The 15,746-nt window shown below is 47.6% G+C and carries 15 protein-coding genes; 10 read left to right on the plus strand and 5 right to left on the minus strand.

Going from position 1 to position 15,746, the window contains the following annotated elements:
• Nucleotides 1-6: 6 nt before the first annotated feature.
• The 3 genes from fabI to LPB140_RS11340 form a co-directional block, all read right to left on the minus strand.
• On the minus strand, nt 7-810 hold the full coding sequence (gene fabI / locus LPB140_RS11330) for an enoyl-ACP reductase FabI (RefSeq protein WP_072559918.1): 804 nt from the start codon (nt 808-810) through the stop codon (nt 7-9).
• 72 nt (nt 811-882) lie between these two features.
• The gene (locus tag LPB140_RS11335) at nt 883-1,827 is read right to left on the minus strand and encodes a YihY/virulence factor BrkB family protein (RefSeq protein WP_072559919.1); all 945 of its coding nucleotides are present in this window, start codon (nt 1,825-1,827) and stop codon (nt 883-885) included.
• Nucleotides 1,820-2,755 (minus strand): DnaJ C-terminal domain-containing protein, encoded by a 936-nt coding sequence (locus LPB140_RS11340; RefSeq protein WP_072559920.1) that lies wholly within the window; start codon nt 2,753-2,755, stop codon nt 1,820-1,822. The genes LPB140_RS11335 and LPB140_RS11340 overlap by 8 nt, the downstream gene beginning before the upstream one ends.
• Nucleotides 2,756-2,960: 205 nt before the next feature.
• On the opposite strand from LPB140_RS11340, the gene pdxH reads away from it, so the two are divergent.
• The 3 genes from pdxH to LPB140_RS11355 are packed head-to-tail and all read left to right on the plus strand — an operon-like array spanning nt 2,961 to nt 5,329.
• Nucleotides 2,961-3,569 (plus strand): pyridoxamine 5'-phosphate oxidase, encoded by a 609-nt coding sequence (pdxH, locus tag LPB140_RS11345; RefSeq protein ID WP_072560943.1) that lies wholly within the window; start codon nt 2,961-2,963, stop codon nt 3,567-3,569.
• Entirely contained in the window at nt 3,566-4,507 is a 942-nt protein-coding gene (locus LPB140_RS11350) for a cation diffusion facilitator family transporter (RefSeq protein ID WP_083550375.1), read from the plus strand. Before pdxH ends, LPB140_RS11350 begins: the two co-directional genes overlap by 4 nt.
• 30 nt (nt 4,508-4,537) lie before the next feature.
• Nucleotides 4,538-5,329, plus strand: a complete 792-nt coding sequence (locus LPB140_RS11355; RefSeq protein ID WP_198024119.1) for a PhzF family phenazine biosynthesis protein — start codon at nt 4,538-4,540, stop codon at nt 5,327-5,329.
• 15 nt (nt 5,330-5,344) lie between these two features.
• Here the strand turns inward: LPB140_RS11355 and LPB140_RS11360 are convergent, their stop codons facing one another.
• Nucleotides 5,345-6,547 carry a serine hydrolase domain-containing protein gene (locus tag LPB140_RS11360; RefSeq protein ID WP_072559922.1) on the minus strand — a complete coding sequence of 401 codons (1,203 nt, stop codon included), beginning with the start codon at nt 6,545-6,547 and terminating at the stop codon, nt 5,345-5,347.
• A 61-nt stretch (nt 6,548-6,608) separates the two neighbouring features.
• Here LPB140_RS11360 and LPB140_RS11365 point away from each other — a divergent pair, with 61 nt between their 5' ends.
• Complete coding sequence (locus tag LPB140_RS11365; RefSeq protein WP_072559923.1) at nt 6,609-6,974, plus strand: hypothetical protein; 366 nt, start codon at nt 6,609-6,611, stop codon at nt 6,972-6,974.
• Between the two features lie 98 nt (nt 6,975-7,072).
• On the opposite strand, the gene mnmA is transcribed toward LPB140_RS11365, so the two are convergent.
• The gene (gene mnmA, locus LPB140_RS11370; RefSeq protein WP_072559924.1) at nt 7,073-8,218 is read right to left on the minus strand and encodes a tRNA 2-thiouridine(34) synthase MnmA; all 1,146 of its coding nucleotides are present in this window, start codon (nt 8,216-8,218) and stop codon (nt 7,073-7,075) included.
• Nucleotides 8,219-8,403: 185 nt separating this feature from the next.
• Here mnmA and LPB140_RS11375 point away from each other — a divergent pair, with 185 nt between their 5' ends.
• From LPB140_RS11375 to LPB140_RS11400, 6 genes are all read left to right on the plus strand, one after another.
• On the plus strand, nt 8,404-8,841 hold the full coding sequence (locus LPB140_RS11375) for a hypothetical protein (RefSeq protein WP_072559925.1): 438 nt from the start codon (nt 8,404-8,406) through the stop codon (nt 8,839-8,841).
• Nucleotides 8,842-8,863: 22 nt separating this feature from the next.
• Entirely contained in the window at nt 8,864-9,163 is a 300-nt protein-coding gene (gene sciP / locus LPB140_RS11380) for a CtrA inhibitor SciP (protein ID WP_072559926.1), read from the plus strand.
• Between the two features lie 235 nt (nt 9,164-9,398).
• Nucleotides 9,399-9,668, plus strand: coding sequence for a GlsB/YeaQ/YmgE family stress response membrane protein (locus tag LPB140_RS11385; RefSeq protein ID WP_072559927.1), 270 nt, complete (start codon nt 9,399-9,401; stop codon nt 9,666-9,668).
• Nucleotides 9,669-9,980: 312 nt separating this feature from the next.
• Nucleotides 9,981-11,168 (plus strand): efflux RND transporter periplasmic adaptor subunit, encoded by a 1,188-nt coding sequence (locus LPB140_RS11390; RefSeq protein WP_072559928.1) that lies wholly within the window; start codon nt 9,981-9,983, stop codon nt 11,166-11,168.
• Between the two features lie 69 nt (nt 11,169-11,237).
• On the plus strand, nt 11,238-14,381 hold the full coding sequence (locus LPB140_RS11395) for an efflux RND transporter permease subunit (protein WP_072559929.1): 3,144 nt from the start codon (nt 11,238-11,240) through the stop codon (nt 14,379-14,381).
• 114 nt (nt 14,382-14,495) lie between these two features.
• Nucleotides 14,496-15,707: a DUF445 domain-containing protein gene (locus LPB140_RS11400; RefSeq protein ID WP_072560948.1), complete on the plus strand. Its 1,212-nt coding sequence runs from the start codon at nt 14,496-14,498 to the stop codon at nt 15,705-15,707.
• Nucleotides 15,708-15,746: the final 39 nt, after the last annotated feature.

The following is a 15,746-nucleotide window of genomic DNA, read 5'->3' on the forward strand; positions in this document are numbered from 1 at the left end:
AATACCTTAACTTAACGCAATGTCCGGTGCGTCTTCTTGTTTCATGCCAATGACATTATATCCCGCATCAACATGGTGAATTTCGCCGGTCACGCCGCTGGCCAAATCGGACAGCATATATAAACCAGCGCCGCCCACATCTTCAATGGTGACATTACGGCGAAGCGGGGAATTTAACTCATTCCATTTCAAAATATATCTAAAATCGCCAATGCCGCTGGCCGCCAATGTTTTAATCGGGCCGGCGGAAATGGCGTTCACTCTTATTCCTTCCTTACCCAAATCATTGGCCAGATATTTCACACTGGTTTCCAATGCGGCCTTGGCCACGCCCATGACATTATAATGCGGGATAACCTTTTCCGCGCCATAATAGGAAAGCGTCAAAATACTGCCGCCCTCGTTCAATAATGGCCGCGCCGCACGCGATATCGCCACCAATGAATATGCGCTGATATTCATGGTCATTAAAAAATTATCCAAGCTGGTATCAATATATCCGCCGCGAAGCTCATTTTTATCTGAAAAGCCAATGGCATGGACAACAAAATCAATTTTGCCCCATTTTGCCTCTATTTCCGCAAAACAGGCATTGATGCTGTCTGCATCGCCCGCATCGCATGGGATGCATATGTCACTGCCCAATTTTTCGGCCAAGGGACGGACACGTTTTTCCAATGCCTCCCCCAAATAACTAAATGCCAATTCCGCTCCATGTTCGCGTAATTTTTGGGCAATGCCCCATGCCAAGGATTTCTCATTGGCAAGGCCCATGATGATGCCTTTTTTACCGCTCATCAATCCAGTCATAATGCACCATTTCCTTTCAAGGCGCAGCGATGCGCCGCATTAAAAATTATTTTTTTGACCTTTATCGCCGCTTTACGCAACGTCAAGACGTTCTTGAACTTCTACTTCCTTATTCGCCAATGCCGCGTTTAAATGCGCCCCTGCAACAATGCCAAAACCAATGACATAGAAGAAAATAAGCACAATCATCACCCCGCCCAAACTGCCATAGGTAAGGTCATAATTAAAGATAGAGGCAAAAATATAGGGCATTAACGTTGTGCAGCCAACCCACCAACAGCTAACCAATGCTGCACCGGGCCATTTGGGATAGATTTTGCTGCTATATTTTAGGGGGCTTAAATATCTGAAAATCATATAAATTGTGATGAATAATATGATAAAGGGGATAAGCTGCGCAAAGGAAATATAGCTGGTCAGGCCGCTTACATCTGGCAAATATTCGTCAATAAATTTTGATACCGCCACGGCAAAAACATTTGCACCAAATGCCAACATCGACAAAATAACCGACAAAATAACGACAAGGATGGAGCTTAACCGATATTGCCAAAATGGACGGTGCCATTCGGTGCCATAGGCGCGGTGCAAAATATCCCTGATTGTTTCGATTAAGCTGGTCGTGGTCCATAAACCGACCAAGGCGCTTAACCATAATAGCCCACCAGAGCGCGCGTGCATGGCGGAAAATATGGGTTCACGCAATGTTTCGCCCACACGTGGCGGCACGGTTAAAATGACATATTCAACCAATGATTGGCCGATTTCGCTTTGCCCAAAGCTGCCCGCAATCGCGGTGGCAGAGATAAAAAAGGCAAAAATCGCCAATAATGCCAAATAGGCAAAATTGCCCGCATGGATAAAACCTTCATTATATAAACCAATGGCGGTGCGTTTCATCACCTCTTTTGCCTGACGTGAAACACCCAATTTATGAAACCATGCTGATTCAGAAGCATAGCCCTCATGCTGGACATCCGCCCGTGCCTCGGGCGAAAGATTTGAATGTTCAGACATTTAATATAGCCCGAATATTTTCATCATCCGCCATGCCATTTACAAATTTGTCCAATTCGGCATCATCCTTTGGCACGACAATTACCAAAGTTACCAATTGGTCGCCGCGTTCGCCATTTTTCTTGGTAAAGCCGCGCCCCTTTATCCGCATGGTGGTGCCGCCATTTGTTCCTTTTGGAATGGTCAGCATAATCGCGCCGTCAACGGTGGGCACTTTCACCTTTGCCCCCAATACCGCTTCTTTCAAACTTATTGGTAATTCCAATCTGATATGGTCATTATCGCGTTCATAAAATGGATGCTTACCAATGCTAAGGCTGACCATTGCGTCGCCATTGCCGCCGGGGCCGGGATGCCCCTTGCCACTAAGTCGCACTTGCGAACCATCGGTCACGCCATTTGGCAATTTGAAAATAACGGTTTTTCCGTCATTTAATGTAATATGCTGTGGCTCTAATGTTGCAGCATCGGTAAATGCCACCAAATGTTTATAGGCAATATTTGCGCCCTTTGCCGGTGGCGTAGAGCGTGCCCCGCCAAATCCGCCGCCATTTCCGCCGCCAGTGCCGCCGCCGCCAAAAATACCGCCTAAAATATCGTCCAAATCAATGCCGCCGCCGCCAAATCCGCCGCCAAAGCCGCCGCCTGCACCGCCGCCCGATCGCGATCCGCCATAACCACCGCCCGCAAATGGGTTGCGCACATTGCCATCGGCATCAATTTCGCCCCTGTCATATTGCGCCCTTTTGCTGCTGTCTGATAAAAGGTCATATGCATTGGTTATTTGCGAAAATCGCTCTGCTGCCTTGGGATTATCTTTATTCCGATCGGGGTGCAGTTCTTTCGCCAATTTGCGATAGGCCGATTTAATTTCCTTTTCATCGGCTGTTTTTGAAATACCCAATATTGAATATGGATCAGATGCCATGTAATTTACGCCTCATTCTTATTCAAATTTGCACAATATATTTTTATCATTTTTACTTGGCCTGGTTTTTTATGAAAAAACCATTTTATTTGCCCCCACCTTATTCACCCTAACTCAAATGCCAAGGGGCAATTGGCAAGTAATAATTATATATATAGTCATTTTTTTGCTTGGACCAATGCCTTGCATGACATATTGCCATAATATGCAAGATAAAAATCCATATGATATTTTCGACCAATGGCTGAATTTAGCCAAGGAAAATGAACCAAATGATTATAATGCGATGGCATTGGCGACCTCCACCGCCGATGGTCGGCCATCATGCCGCATGGTTTTGTTAAAGGGACATGGGCCAAAGGCACAGGGTATTGCCCATCAGGGTGGATTTATTTTTTATACCAATTTACAAAGCCGCAAGGGCGGTGAAATTGCCGTCAACCCCCATGCTTCCTTGCTTTTCCATTGGAAAAGCCTGCGCCGGCAAATAAGAATTGAAGGAAAATTGGAACGGGTTTCTGAAGCAACAGCCGATGCATATTTTGCCACACGCTCGCGCCCATCGCAAATTGGGGCATGTGCATCCGATCAATCGCGCCCATTGGATGACCGCGCCACTTTCGAATCCAGATATAAAGCGATTGAGACCAAATATGAAGGACAGGATATACCGCGCCCCAAACATTGGAGCGGGCATATTGTCATTCCGCATCATATTGAATTTTGGCAGGACCGTGAATTTCGACTTCATGAAAGATGGGTTTTCGCGCGCGATGAACATGGCGGCTGGGGCAGCCAAATGCTATATCCATGAGCGGCAATCACGAACATCATCATGATCATTTAACGGGTCATGGCGCTTTAACCAAATGGGCTGCTTTGGCCAGTGTGGGGACTGCGATATTTTTAATATTGCTAAAATCCTATGCCACCATTCAAACCGCATCCGTGTCCATGCTTGGTTCTTTATCGGATACCGCGCTTGACCTCATGGCCTCGCTCATCACCTTAATCGCGGTGCGCTATGCCGCAATGCCGGCGGATAATGAACATCGATTTGGCCATGGCAAGGCAGAGGCATTGGCCGCCATGGTGCAAATGTCGTTGGTGACCGTGTCCGCCTTTATCATTGGGTGGCGCGCGATTGACCGTTTCATTGCAGGTGCAACCCCGCAAAAGGCGGAATATGGAATTATTGTTTCGGTCATCGCGATTTTGGTGACATTGGGGCTTTTGGCATATCAACAATATGTGATTAAAAAAACAAAATCGGTGGCGATTACTGCCGATCATCTTCATTATCAAAGCGATTTATTGTTAAATTTATCGGTTATTATCGCATTGGCTATGGAAAATTATTTTTCCCTATCTGGGGCCGATGGTATCATTGGCGTGCTCATCGCCCTATGGCTGCTGCGCGGGGCGTGGGCTTCGGCAAATTATGCTTTTGACCATTTGATGGACAAGGAATTGCCCGAAGAAATAAAGGATCGATTGACCGACATTGCCCGCAATACCGACGGGGTCATCGATGTTCATGGCATGCGCACAAGGTCAAGCGGCGTGACCGATTTTTGCCAATTTCACATTTGGGTAAAACGCGACATTAGCATGGTAGAAGTGCATGATATTATGGATGCGGTGGAAAATAATATTCGCGCGGAATTTGCCGGAATTGACATATTGATTCACCCCGATCCAGAGGGGCATAAGGATGAGATGAATTTTACAACATCTTCATCCATACATTAAAATATATCCCCCATAGGAAGAAATTTAATCATGAAACTGCCCTATTTCCATGTTGATGCATTTACCGACAAAGCCTTTTCTGGAAATCAGGCGGCGGTTATCCCCTTGGAAAATTGGCTGGATGATGCGATTTTACAATCCATTGCTGCGGAAAATAATTTTGCCGAAACCGCCTTCATCATCGCGGATAAAAGCGGCGAAGCTGATTTTGAACTGCGTTGGTTCACCCCCACGGATGAAGTGCGCATGTGCGGCCATGCCACATTGGCCAGCGGCCATGTTGTTTTATCGCAAGATGACAGCATGGATATTGTCACCTTTCGCACACGAAAAGTGGGCATTTTGGCGGTGGAACGTACGGAAAATGGATATGAACTTACTTTGCCTGCGGTTATCACATCGCCCGTTGAACGTCCCGATATTGCCGCCGCCATTGGGGGTAATCCATTGGAGATATGGGGCAATGAAAATGATTATTTCATCCTGCATTATAATGATGCCGATGAAATTTTGGCGCTTGCTCCCGATTTCAAAACCTTGGCTACATTGGGTAAGGATATTTTCATCTGCACCGCAAGGGGTAAAGACACCGACATTATCAGCCGTGTTTTTGTCCCCGGTGCGGGAATTGATGAAGACCCCGTTACCGGTTCGGCCCACGCAACATTGGCGCCATTTTGGGCAAAAATATTGGGCAAAAATCAATTCACCGCTTATCAGGCAAGCAAGCGCGGTGGGCATATTGGCTGCACTTTGGAAAATGACCGTGTCATTTTAATGGGCAATTGCGTCAATGTGGTCGAGGGGGTTTTTACACTTTAACCCCCATTTGACCTATTAATCCTTGGGAAAAGCGGCCACCACATTGCCCAATTGCGCGGTAATGGGGGCCAATTGATCATCGCGCGTCTTGCCCATGCGCACAATGGTTAATTTGCGTTCGGGCGCCACAATAACATATTGCCCCAAATGGCCCAGCATCGCAAAAATGCTGGATTCCAACCGATCAGGGAACAGCACCTGATTACGTCCATCGGGCCGTTTTTTGTTCAACCAAATATGCCCGCCATAGGCCGCGTCAGTGTTGCTGGACGTGCGCATGAAACGGGGCCAGCTGGTCGGTAATAATTGGGCGCCGCCAACCGAACCATTATTACGCAGAAATTCGCCCAATTTTGCCCAATCACGCGGCGTGCCGTGGATCATCGATCCGCCAAGCATGGTGCCGTTTCGGTCAAATTCGGGGTAAAAACTGGTCATGCCCAATGGTTCGAACAACCGCCCCTTGGCAAAGGTTAACATGGCATTTTGCCGAATTGCGGGATCTTTGCTCGACGTCAAAATATCGGTCATAATATCAGCAATAATCATGCTGGTCGCGCTGCTATATTCATATTTTTTACCCGGCTGCGCTTCTAATTGCCTGCCCTCGGCATATCTTGCAACATCATCGCGCCCGCCCAAAAACAACATTTTGGTGGTATCAACCTCATAAATTGGCGTCTCGCCCTCTGGCATTTCTGTATGGTCCAGCCCCGATGACATGTGCAATAAATGTTTTAAGGTAATTTTTCCGCGCGGATCACCCGGCGCGCTCCACACATCCACCGGCGCGGCGCGGTCCAATGATAAACGCCCATCGGCCACCATCATTCCCGCCAATGTCGCGGTGACGGTTTTGGCCATAGACCAACTTATCAATCGGCTTTCTGGGCCATATCCATCAGCATAGCGTTCTGCGACAATTTTGCCGCCATGCATTATTACAACTGCACGGGTTTCGGACAGGCTGTCATCTTCAAAAAATGGATTGATAAGGGCTGCTAATTGTTTTTTACTTAACGCCGCATCATCGGCATAATTTGCAATGCCATCCTTTATCTCACCTGTTTCTGGTGCTTCTTCTGTTATTTGCGATGCAGCCTTTGCCTTTTTATCATCGGCATTTTTGTCATTTGAACATGCCGATACGCACAGCGCCAATGCCGCCGCACATGCAAATGGGATCACGCGCCCATATTTGTTTCTTTGACTTTTCATAATCAAGCTAGTTAAACAAATATTCTTCAGACAACAAGCAGAACAGCAAAGCCGCATTAAAATGAACCAAGCATCCAATTCATCAACCGCGCCCTCACGAAAATTCAAAAAACGCCATGCTATTTATATTTTATTGGCAATAATCGCGGCGGCCATATTTTTCGCCTATCCTGGGTTAAAGGCGCAATCACAGCTTGGCGCATCATATGGCGCACATATTGCCTGTTCATGCAGATATGTGTCGGGGCGCGATGTAAATAGCTGCAAAGGCGATTTTGAAGATGGTATGGAAATGGTTTCCATTTCCGATGATCCGGAAAATAAACGCGTTACCGCCTCTGTTCCCTTATTGGCCAAATCGGTCGCCCAATATCGCAAGGGATGGGGATGCCAGCAATTAAATGAAACAGAGATGGACGCGTTATAATATCGGATATCATAATATCGCGTTTCATAATATCGCGCGACATTATGTAGCAAGGCTGGATATATAATTTTTTCAAATATAATTGCTATTGCACGACTTTAGGCCGAAGCCATCATGTCGGCCGACACCGTTTCCTCAATCCATGCGCCGCCCAAAACATGGCCTTCGGCATCATATATAACCGCCGCCTGCCCCGGGGCAACGCCATATTCGGGGCTGTCAAATATCAATTGATCACCGCGAAGCACCGCCGATACCGGCCGGGCCAATGACCGCACCTTGGCCAAGACACTGCGCCCTTCAATATCCTCCAGCCAATTGGGATTGACCAGACGCGCCGCGCCAACGGCAAGCGCGGATTTCGGCCCGACCAGAACATTTTTGGACGCTGCATCCAATTTAATGACATATAGCGGTTCGGCCAATCCGCCAATTTCCAGCCCGCGTCTTTGGCCCACTGTATAATGGATTAACCCCTTATGTGCGCCCAATATCTCCCCGCTATATATATGGACAATATTGCCCGCATCATCGGCATCAGGGCGCACTTTGCGCACGATTTTGGCATAATCGCCATCGGGAACAAAGCAAATATCCTGGCTATCGGGTTTATTCGCCACCGACAGGCTGACCATATTGGCCAATTCGCGCACACGGTCCTTTGGCAAATCGCCTAAGGGAAAGCGCAGATAATCAAGCTGTTCCTGCGTGGTGGCAAACAGGAAATAGCTTTGATCGCGGGCCGGATCCGCCGCGCGGTGCAATTCGGCGCCATTTTTGCCTTCAATCCTGCGGACATAATGGCCCGTGGCAAGGCAATCGGCATCCAATTCGCGCGCAATGCGCAATAAATCGGTAAATTTCACCCCCATATTACAACGAACACATGGAATGGGCGTGCGTCCTGCCAAATATTCATCGGCAAATTGTTCAATCACCGTTTCACGAAATTGGCTTTCATGGTCGAAAACATAATGGGCAATGCCCAATTTATCGGCAACCGCGCGCGCATCGCGAATATCCTGTCCCGCACAGCAGCTACCCACACGGCTAATGGCCGCGCCATGATCATATAATTGCAGGGTGATGCCAATTGTCTCTGCCCCCGTGCTGGCCGCCATGGCCGCAACAACCGACGAATCGACACCGCCAGACATGGCAACAACAATTCTTTTGCCGCGTAAATTGCCCTGATTCTCCGCGCCAAATTGGAAATAGGGCGCAAAATTTTCTTCGTTCAACATTTTTTTTCAACTTTATTCATGGTGCGTCTCTTTAACCGCGAGTCTTTAAAAATGCTAGTTTTGCGTTGCCCATTCTCAATATGAAACAGATTTTACAAAATATCCTAACGATTATTAATCTATCCTAACCTAAGTTAAACGGACAGTTTACCGTAATTTATACCCTTTTGCCTATTTCCATAGTCATGGACATGGATTTTCCTCATCACCGACTTAATCGGACCGAAATTGAAATTGGCAAAAACAGCACTGCTGTCGTTGCGCCAAATTCGATTCATCAGATTATTTCCATTGCTCGGAACAGGCAAAATGCATGCCCCACAACATCATTATATAATGGTAATGATAGCGCCGAAATTTTGGCGCTTCACCCTATGTTTAATAATGACGACATTATTGACAATCGCCTTGCATTTTTTGCGGGCCGTCAAAATATCGCCATGACATCTAAAAATAAATCCCCTGCATATTGCGGGTCATTCCTGCCAAAAAATGCGCGGGGGGTTATGGATAATAATCAAGATGTCAACAAAGGTAAAATTGCCATTAACCCTGATGCTTTAACCAATGGCAACAACATGGATGTAAAACAGCATCATAATAATTTGTCGCAAAATTCATAATAAAGATAATATTGAGAAACACATGATAGAGAACCAAAAAATCAAACCTGCTCAAGTCGTCGGCCCGTTGGGAGAGCCATTAACCATTGCCGATTTGCCGCCGCCATCGACCAAAAGATGGGTTGTGCGTCGCAAGGCCGAAGTAGTCGCCGCTGTTACGGGCGGATTATTAAGCGTGGATGAGGTTTGTGAAAGATATAGCCTGACCCTAGAGGAATTTGCATCATGGCAGCGCGCGGTCGATCGTTCTGGCATGCCGGGGCTGCGTGTTACCCGCATTCAACATTATCGCGATCTGTATGAACGTCAGCAAAAATATTAACATATATTTCAATACCCCATTTCCACAGGGGCGAATATTCATTTGATGAATATTTTAAATAAACTTTTCGGGCTGGTTGCAAAACTGGCCCTTTTTTTATCCTTATTCCATTTTGGTCAAATTGGACGATGGTTGCACAATATTAAATTTGGCCTATATTAAATGTTCCTAAGGATTTTTTAGGACGATTTAATCTGTCAATATTTGGCAAATGGAACAAATAAGGAGAGCGATTATGGGTTGGATTTTGGCATTAATCATGGGCGGTATCATGGGCTGGTTGGCCAGCAAGGTGATGAATCGCGATGCATCAATGGGCATCATCATGAATATCGTTGTGGGCTGTATTGGTTCTATTTTGGGTCGTTTCCTATTGGGCGGCATATTGGGCGGTGGCCGCTTACGCGACAGCGCATTTGACCCCATGACATTATTAACTTCTTTTCTTGGCGCGTTAATTTTATTGGCAATTGTCAATTTTTTCCAACGCGGGAAAATTCGTTAATTCGCATTTTTTGCGTTTAAAAAATTTCAATAAAAATATATTTGGGCCGGTTTTATCAACTGGCCCATTTTATTTAATGAATAAATATTTCAGTAATTTACCTATATATCACCAGATATGTTAAATTATCTGCATAATGTTGTTTGTCGAATATAAAAGTATTTGGCCAATAATGATTATATTTACCCTCAATTTACCCTATGGATGAAATCCAAGGAATAAATTATATTTTGCCTGTACCGTGCGTCCCATATAACAAAATATAATGGCAATGCCCCATTTTAAGAGCAATGCATTATTTGGATAAATAATATGAACTTTGAAGCGAACGACATGACCCAAAACAACTATGAATCTCCCTTTGCTGACGAAGATGTAAAACGTAAACGCAAAATGATAATTATCATTGCCATTGTGTTGGTAAGTATAATTGCCGCCGCCTTTATCGCCATAAAAATGCAAGGTGGAACGTCCGCAGATGAGGCGGAAAAGCCAGCCGATGGTCAAGGCCAGCAGGTAACAATTATCACCGCGCAAGAGGCGAATGTCGATAAAATCATCTCCGCCACGGGAACCATTGCGGCCAAAAGGGAAATTCCAATTGGCGTTGTGGGCGAAGGCGGATTGGTCGCGCGGGTTTATGCTGATGCAGGCGATTGGGTGAAACAGGGACAGGTTTTGGTCAGCGTGGACCGCGCCGTTCAATCCCAATCATTAAATGCCCTTCGTGCGCAATCGGAAATTTCGCGTGCCGACCTGCAATTGGCAGAAAATGAGTTAAACAGGGCCAAGCAATTGGTCGATCGCGGTTTTATTTCAAAAGCGGATATTGACCGCAAAACCGCCGCCCGCAATTCAGCAGCCGCGCGTCTTCGCGCTGCACAGGCCCAAATTGGCGAATTACAGGCCCGTAATGCACGTTTGGATATTCGCGCCCCTTCATCAGGATATATTCTGGAACGCAATGTCGAGGTCGGCCAAACGATTAGCCAAGGCGGCGCAGTAATTTTCCGCATGGCACAGGGCGGCGAGATGGAGGTTGAGGCAATGTTGGGCGAAAGCGATCTGTCCGCATTGGGCATTGGCGTGCCAGCTCAGGTCACTCCAGTGGGGACAAGCGAAGCATTTTCAGGCCGCATTTGGCAAATTTCGCCAACCATCAACCCGCAAACTCGCCAAGGGATGGCGCGGGTTGCTTTGCCATTTAACACTGCTTTGCGCCCCGGCGGCTTTGCATCGGTCAATATTCGCGCAGGGACAATTACCGCGCCTATATTGCCCGAATCGGCCATTCAAAATGATAAACAAGGGCCATTTGTTTATATTGTCGGCGCCGAAAATAAAGTGGAGCGCCGCAATATTAAAACCGGCGCGGTTACCGCAAATGGCCTTGCCGTGACGTCGGGTTTGAATGGAAATGAAAAAATTGTCCTTCGTGCAGGCGGATTTTTAAACCCAGGCGAAAAAGTGCGCCCCGTTGCGTTAAAATCTGGAAAATAATCAATGAATTCCGCCTTAATATGGGCGGCAATTTAATGGGCCATAGCGGCAAAAATTATAGGTGAAATGATGAACTTTCGTAATATCTCAGCATGGTCAATCCGCAATCCGGTTGTACCAATGGTATTATTTGTCGCCCTGACCATTGCCGGTATTATCAGCTTTATGAGCATGGATGTGCAGGATAATCCCGACATTGAATTTCCCATCGTCATCGCCTCTATTGCCCAACCGGGCGCCGCGCCCACCGAAATTGAAACACAAATTACCCAAAAATTGGAATCCGCCGTGCGCAGCATTGACGGCGTGCGCAATATTGATGCAACCGCAAGCGAAGGCAATACAACCGTCGTTGTTGAATTTGAAATTGGCGATAATGTCGATCAAGCGGTTAATGATGTAAAAAATGCGGTTGACCAAATTCGCGGCGATTTACCCGATGGAATTTTAGAACCACAGGTTTTTAAGGCGACAACGTCAAGCGAGCCAATTGCATATTATGCAGTTCAGGCCAATGACATGACATTGGAACAATTAAGCTGGTATGTCGATGACACGGTATCGCGCCGTTTATTATCCGTTAATGGCATGTCCAGCGTGGGTCGCCGCGGCGGGGTTGACCGTGAAATTCGCGTCATTTTGGACCCTGCAAAAATGCAATCTTTGGGCGTTACGGCAAGCCAAGTAAACGCCGTTTTACGCCAAGTAAATATTAACGCCGCCGGCGGGCGCACCGAAATTGCCGGATCGCGCCAATCAGTGCGGATTTTGGGCAATGCGGAAACTGCGTTTGAATTGTCAAATACCCAAATTTCTTTGGGCGGCGGGCGCAGCATTAAATTATCCGATGTTGCCGATGTAAAGGATGCATTTGGCGAACAAACATCCATCGCCAAAGAAAGCGGCAAGCAAGTTGTCACTTTTTCCATGTCGCGGGCAAAGGGCGCGTCGGACGTGTCAGTTTATGATGATGCGGTCAAACAATTGGAGGCGATGGAAAAAGAAAATCCCAATATTAAATTCATCCCCCTGTTTAACAGTGTCGCCTATACAAAGGGGCAATATACCAGCTCTATGGCCGCGATGATTGAGGGTGCATTATTGGCCATTGTGGTTGTGTTCCTGTTCCTGCGCGATTGGCGCGCGACGATTATTTCTGCCGTGGCCATCCCGCTTTCCGCCATACCGACATTTTGGTTCATGGATTTACTGGGCTTTACACTAAACTCGCTTTCATTATTGGCTTTGGGTCTGGTTGCGGGGGTGCTGGTCGATGATGCCATTGTGGAAATTGAAAATATTGTGCGCCATATGCGCATGGGCAAATCCGCCTATCAGGCATCAATTGATGCGGCCGATGAAATTGGCCTTGCGGTTGTGGCGACCACTTTTTCCATTGTTGCGGTGTTCCTTCCCGTGGGATTAATGCCTGGCGTGGCGGGGCAATTTTTCAAAAATTTCGGTTTAACCGTTGTGGTTTCGGTGTTGATGAGCCTTGCCGTTGCGCGGATGATTACGCCGATGATTGCGGCATATTTCATGAAATCACATGGATTGGCCGAACATGGCGAAGGACCAATGATGGCACGTTATATGAAAATATTGCGTTGGTCATTGGGGCATCGCCGCTGGATGATGGGTATTGGGTTTTTATCGTTAATCGCAACCGGCGCGTTGATGGTCACCCTGCCCCAACAATTTTTCCCCACGGTCAATGTGGATTTCAGCCGTGTTACCATTGAAATGGTGCCCGGCACCACATTAAAACAGACCGAAGAAACCGCCGATAAGGTCGCGGCCATTGTTCGCGCCGAACCAGAAGTAAAGACCGCATTGGTCAGCGTGAATGAAGGCAGCGCCCGCATTTTCATTACCTTAAAAGAAGAACGTGAGCGCACCTCGCTTGAATTTGAACGGGCGGTTTCGCCAAAATTCTTAACCGTTCCGGACGCGCGCGTCAATTTCCAAGCCCAAGGCGGCGGGGGCGGCACGGGCCGCGACATGACGGTCATGTTATCGGGATCAGACCCCATTTTATTGGACAATACAGCCGCGACATTGGTCGAACAGATGAAGGGGATTAACCTTCTTCGCACCCCGCGCGTTGCCGCCGATATGCAGCGGCCAGAATTGATTATTACCCCGCGTCTTGACCTTGCCGCGCAATTGGGCGTAACCACCGCCGCGTTAAGCCAGACCATCAGGATCGCAACACAGGGCGATATTGACCAAAATAGCGCGAAATTCTCGCTTGCTGATCGGCAAATTCCCATCCGCGTTATGTTGCCCGAAACATCGCGCACCGATATGGGGACGATTGAAAACCTGCCTGTGCCGACGACCTCGGGCGGCTCGGTCCCGCTTAGCCGTGTTGCAGAGATTAGCTTTGGTTCTGGCCCAACATCCATTCAACGCCGCAACCAAAATCGCCGTATCTTCATTGGTGCTGACCTTGCCCCCAATGTGGTAAAAAGCGAGGCGCAAAAGGCAATTGACGAATTACCCATCATGAAAAACCTGCCCTCTGGCGTGTCCAACGCGCCATTTGGCGATGATGAATGGCAACAAGAAATGGTCGGCAATTTTGCCGTGGCCCTATTCTCCGGTATTTTGCTTGTCTTTGCCGTGTTGGTATTATTGTATAAACGTATCATGTCGCCATTGGTAAATATGGGATCGTTATTATTAGCACCATTGGGCGGCTTATTGGCTTTGATGATTATTGGACAGCCTGTATCCATGCCGGTATTTATTGGTGTGTTGATGCTGTTCGGCATTGTGGCGAAAAACTCCATCTTGCTGGTTGATTTTGCCATTGAGGAAATGGAAAAAGGCACGCCAAAATTTGAAGCAATTATGGAGGCAGGACATAAACGCGCGCAGCCCATTGTGATGACCACAGTGGCGATGACAGCAGGCATGGTCCCCACCGCATTATCATTGGCCGGTGATGGTGCATGGCGCGCGCCAATGGGCACGGTGGTGATTGGCGGGCTTATCGTTTCCACCTTGCTTACCCTGTTAATCGTCCCTGCGGGGTTCAGCCTGGCCGATGGGTTTGAAAAACGCGCCGGACCTTGGTTGTCCAAACGTTTCTTAACGCATAAGCCAGAGGATATTGCCGCCGATGAGGCCGCACAGGCGCGGGAAAATGGCCGCGGCGCGGGTTATCGCCCCATGGACAATAACGGCGGAATTCAACCTGCGGAATAAACATCCTTTTATTGGGCCGCGCGCTGCGCTATTGCATGTGAAATGATGGCATTAAAAGCATTAACCGGCGAACAAAAGGCAAGGTTTCAGGCAAGAGACGAGGATCTTGTCTATATGCGGCGCGTGGCCGGCGCATTATTATTGGTTATGGGCGTTATATTTTTAATCGCCAATTATCTTGAGGTGAATCACCATCATGATTGGGGGTTTTTGCGCGCCTTTGCCGAGGCAGGCATGGTTGGCGGATTGGCCGATTGGTTTGCGGTCACTGCATTATTCCGCCACCCCATGGGCATCCCCATTCCGCACACCGCCATCATTCCAAATAATAAAGAACGTATTGGCAATACATTGGCCAATTTCCTGCGTGGAAATTTTTTAACCACCAATTTGGTGGCGCGAAAATTACATGGCATGGATGTGTCATCCGCCATTGGTAAATTTCTGCAACGTCCCGCCGGCGGCGAAGGACGCATGCGTATGGGCGCGTCGCGTATCATGGGGGATATTATCGCCGCAATGGATGATGAACGCCTTGGCGCATTGGCCAAGGATGCGTTAAGGTCGAAATTGCAAAATTTCAATATCGCCCCCCTATTGGGTCAATTATTATCCGCCATGATTGAACAGGGCCGCCACCGCCCTATCATTGACGGCATTATCAAATGGTCGTCCAAAACATTGGATGCCAATACCGAAACAATCCATCAAATTGTCGAAGAACGCGCCAATGGCATTATGCGGTGGACCGGATTGGACGAACGATTGGCCAATGCCATTGTTGGCGGCCTGACCAAATTATTGGCCGAGGTGGCCGACGATCCCGATCATCAATTGCGTGAAAAGGGCGAGGAAGGGCTGCGCCAATTGGCCCATGATTTGCAACATAAAAAACAGCTGCAAAAAAAGGTCGATGGGTGGAAAAAACAAATGCTGGCCAATCCCGCGATAAACAAATGGCTTGATGCATTATGGCAGGATGGCCGTGCCGGTTTGTTACGCGCCGCCAATGATCCCGATGCCGCAATGGCGGGTAAATTGGGCGAAACATTGACCAAATTAGGCAGCAGCCTGCAGGAAGATGGCCGATTAAAAACCCAGCTAAACCGTTTTGCCCGCCGCAGCATTGTTGGCATATCGCAAAGCTATGGCGATAATATTGTGCAATTAGTATCCGACACCATTAAAAATTGGGACAGCGACACCATTACGCAAAGGGTTGAAAATGCGGTGGGCAAGGATCTGCAATTCATTCGTATAAACGGCACGCTGGTTGGCGGGTTGGTTGGCCTTGCCATTTATAGTTTTACACGATTGGTAAATTAAATTCAGCGCCGCATTTTATAATTTATGGGCCCCAAGAAA

Origin of the sequence: Sphingorhabdus lutea (assembly GCF_001889025.1) — a bacterium.
Taxonomy (GTDB): domain Bacteria; phylum Pseudomonadota; class Alphaproteobacteria; order Sphingomonadales; family Sphingomonadaceae; genus Sphingorhabdus_B; species Sphingorhabdus_B lutea.

Excerpts from the sequence above, each read along its gene's own strand:
- LPB140_RS11390 (WP_072559928.1), top strand. The coding sequence starts at position 9,981 with ATGAACTTTGAAGCGAACGACATGACCCAAAACAACTATGAATCTCCC.
- sciP (WP_072559926.1), top strand. The coding sequence starts at position 8,864 with ATGATAGAGAACCAAAAAATCAAACCTGCTCAAGTCGTCGGCCCGTTG.
- pdxH (WP_072560943.1), top strand. The coding sequence starts at position 2,961 with ATGCAAGATAAAAATCCATATGATATTTTCGACCAATGGCTGAATTTA.
- LPB140_RS11340 (WP_072559920.1), bottom strand. The coding sequence starts at position 2,755 with ATGGCATCTGATCCATATTCAATATTGGGTATTTCAAAAACAGCCGAT.
- LPB140_RS11375 (WP_072559925.1), top strand. The coding sequence starts at position 8,404 with ATGGACATGGATTTTCCTCATCACCGACTTAATCGGACCGAAATTGAA.
- LPB140_RS11360 (WP_072559922.1), bottom strand. The coding sequence starts at position 6,547 with ATGAAAAGTCAAAGAAACAAATATGGGCGCGTGATCCCATTTGCATGT.
- LPB140_RS11335 (WP_072559919.1), bottom strand. The coding sequence starts at position 1,827 with ATGTCTGAACATTCAAATCTTTCGCCCGAGGCACGGGCGGATGTCCAG.
- LPB140_RS11400 (WP_072560948.1), top strand. The coding sequence starts at position 14,496 with ATGCGGCGCGTGGCCGGCGCATTATTATTGGTTATGGGCGTTATATTT.
- LPB140_RS11355 (WP_198024119.1), top strand. The coding sequence starts at position 4,538 with ATGAAACTGCCCTATTTCCATGTTGATGCATTTACCGACAAAGCCTTT.
- fabI (WP_072559918.1), bottom strand. The coding sequence starts at position 810 with ATGACTGGATTGATGAGCGGTAAAAAAGGCATCATCATGGGCCTTGCC.
- LPB140_RS11395 (WP_072559929.1), top strand. The coding sequence starts at position 11,238 with ATGAACTTTCGTAATATCTCAGCATGGTCAATCCGCAATCCGGTTGTA.
- LPB140_RS11385 (WP_072559927.1), top strand. The coding sequence starts at position 9,399 with ATGGGTTGGATTTTGGCATTAATCATGGGCGGTATCATGGGCTGGTTG.
- mnmA (WP_072559924.1), bottom strand. The coding sequence starts at position 8,218 with ATGTTGAACGAAGAAAATTTTGCGCCCTATTTCCAATTTGGCGCGGAG.
- LPB140_RS11365 (WP_072559923.1), top strand. The coding sequence starts at position 6,609 with ATGAACCAAGCATCCAATTCATCAACCGCGCCCTCACGAAAATTCAAA.
- LPB140_RS11350 (WP_083550375.1), top strand. The coding sequence starts at position 3,566 with ATGAGCGGCAATCACGAACATCATCATGATCATTTAACGGGTCATGGC.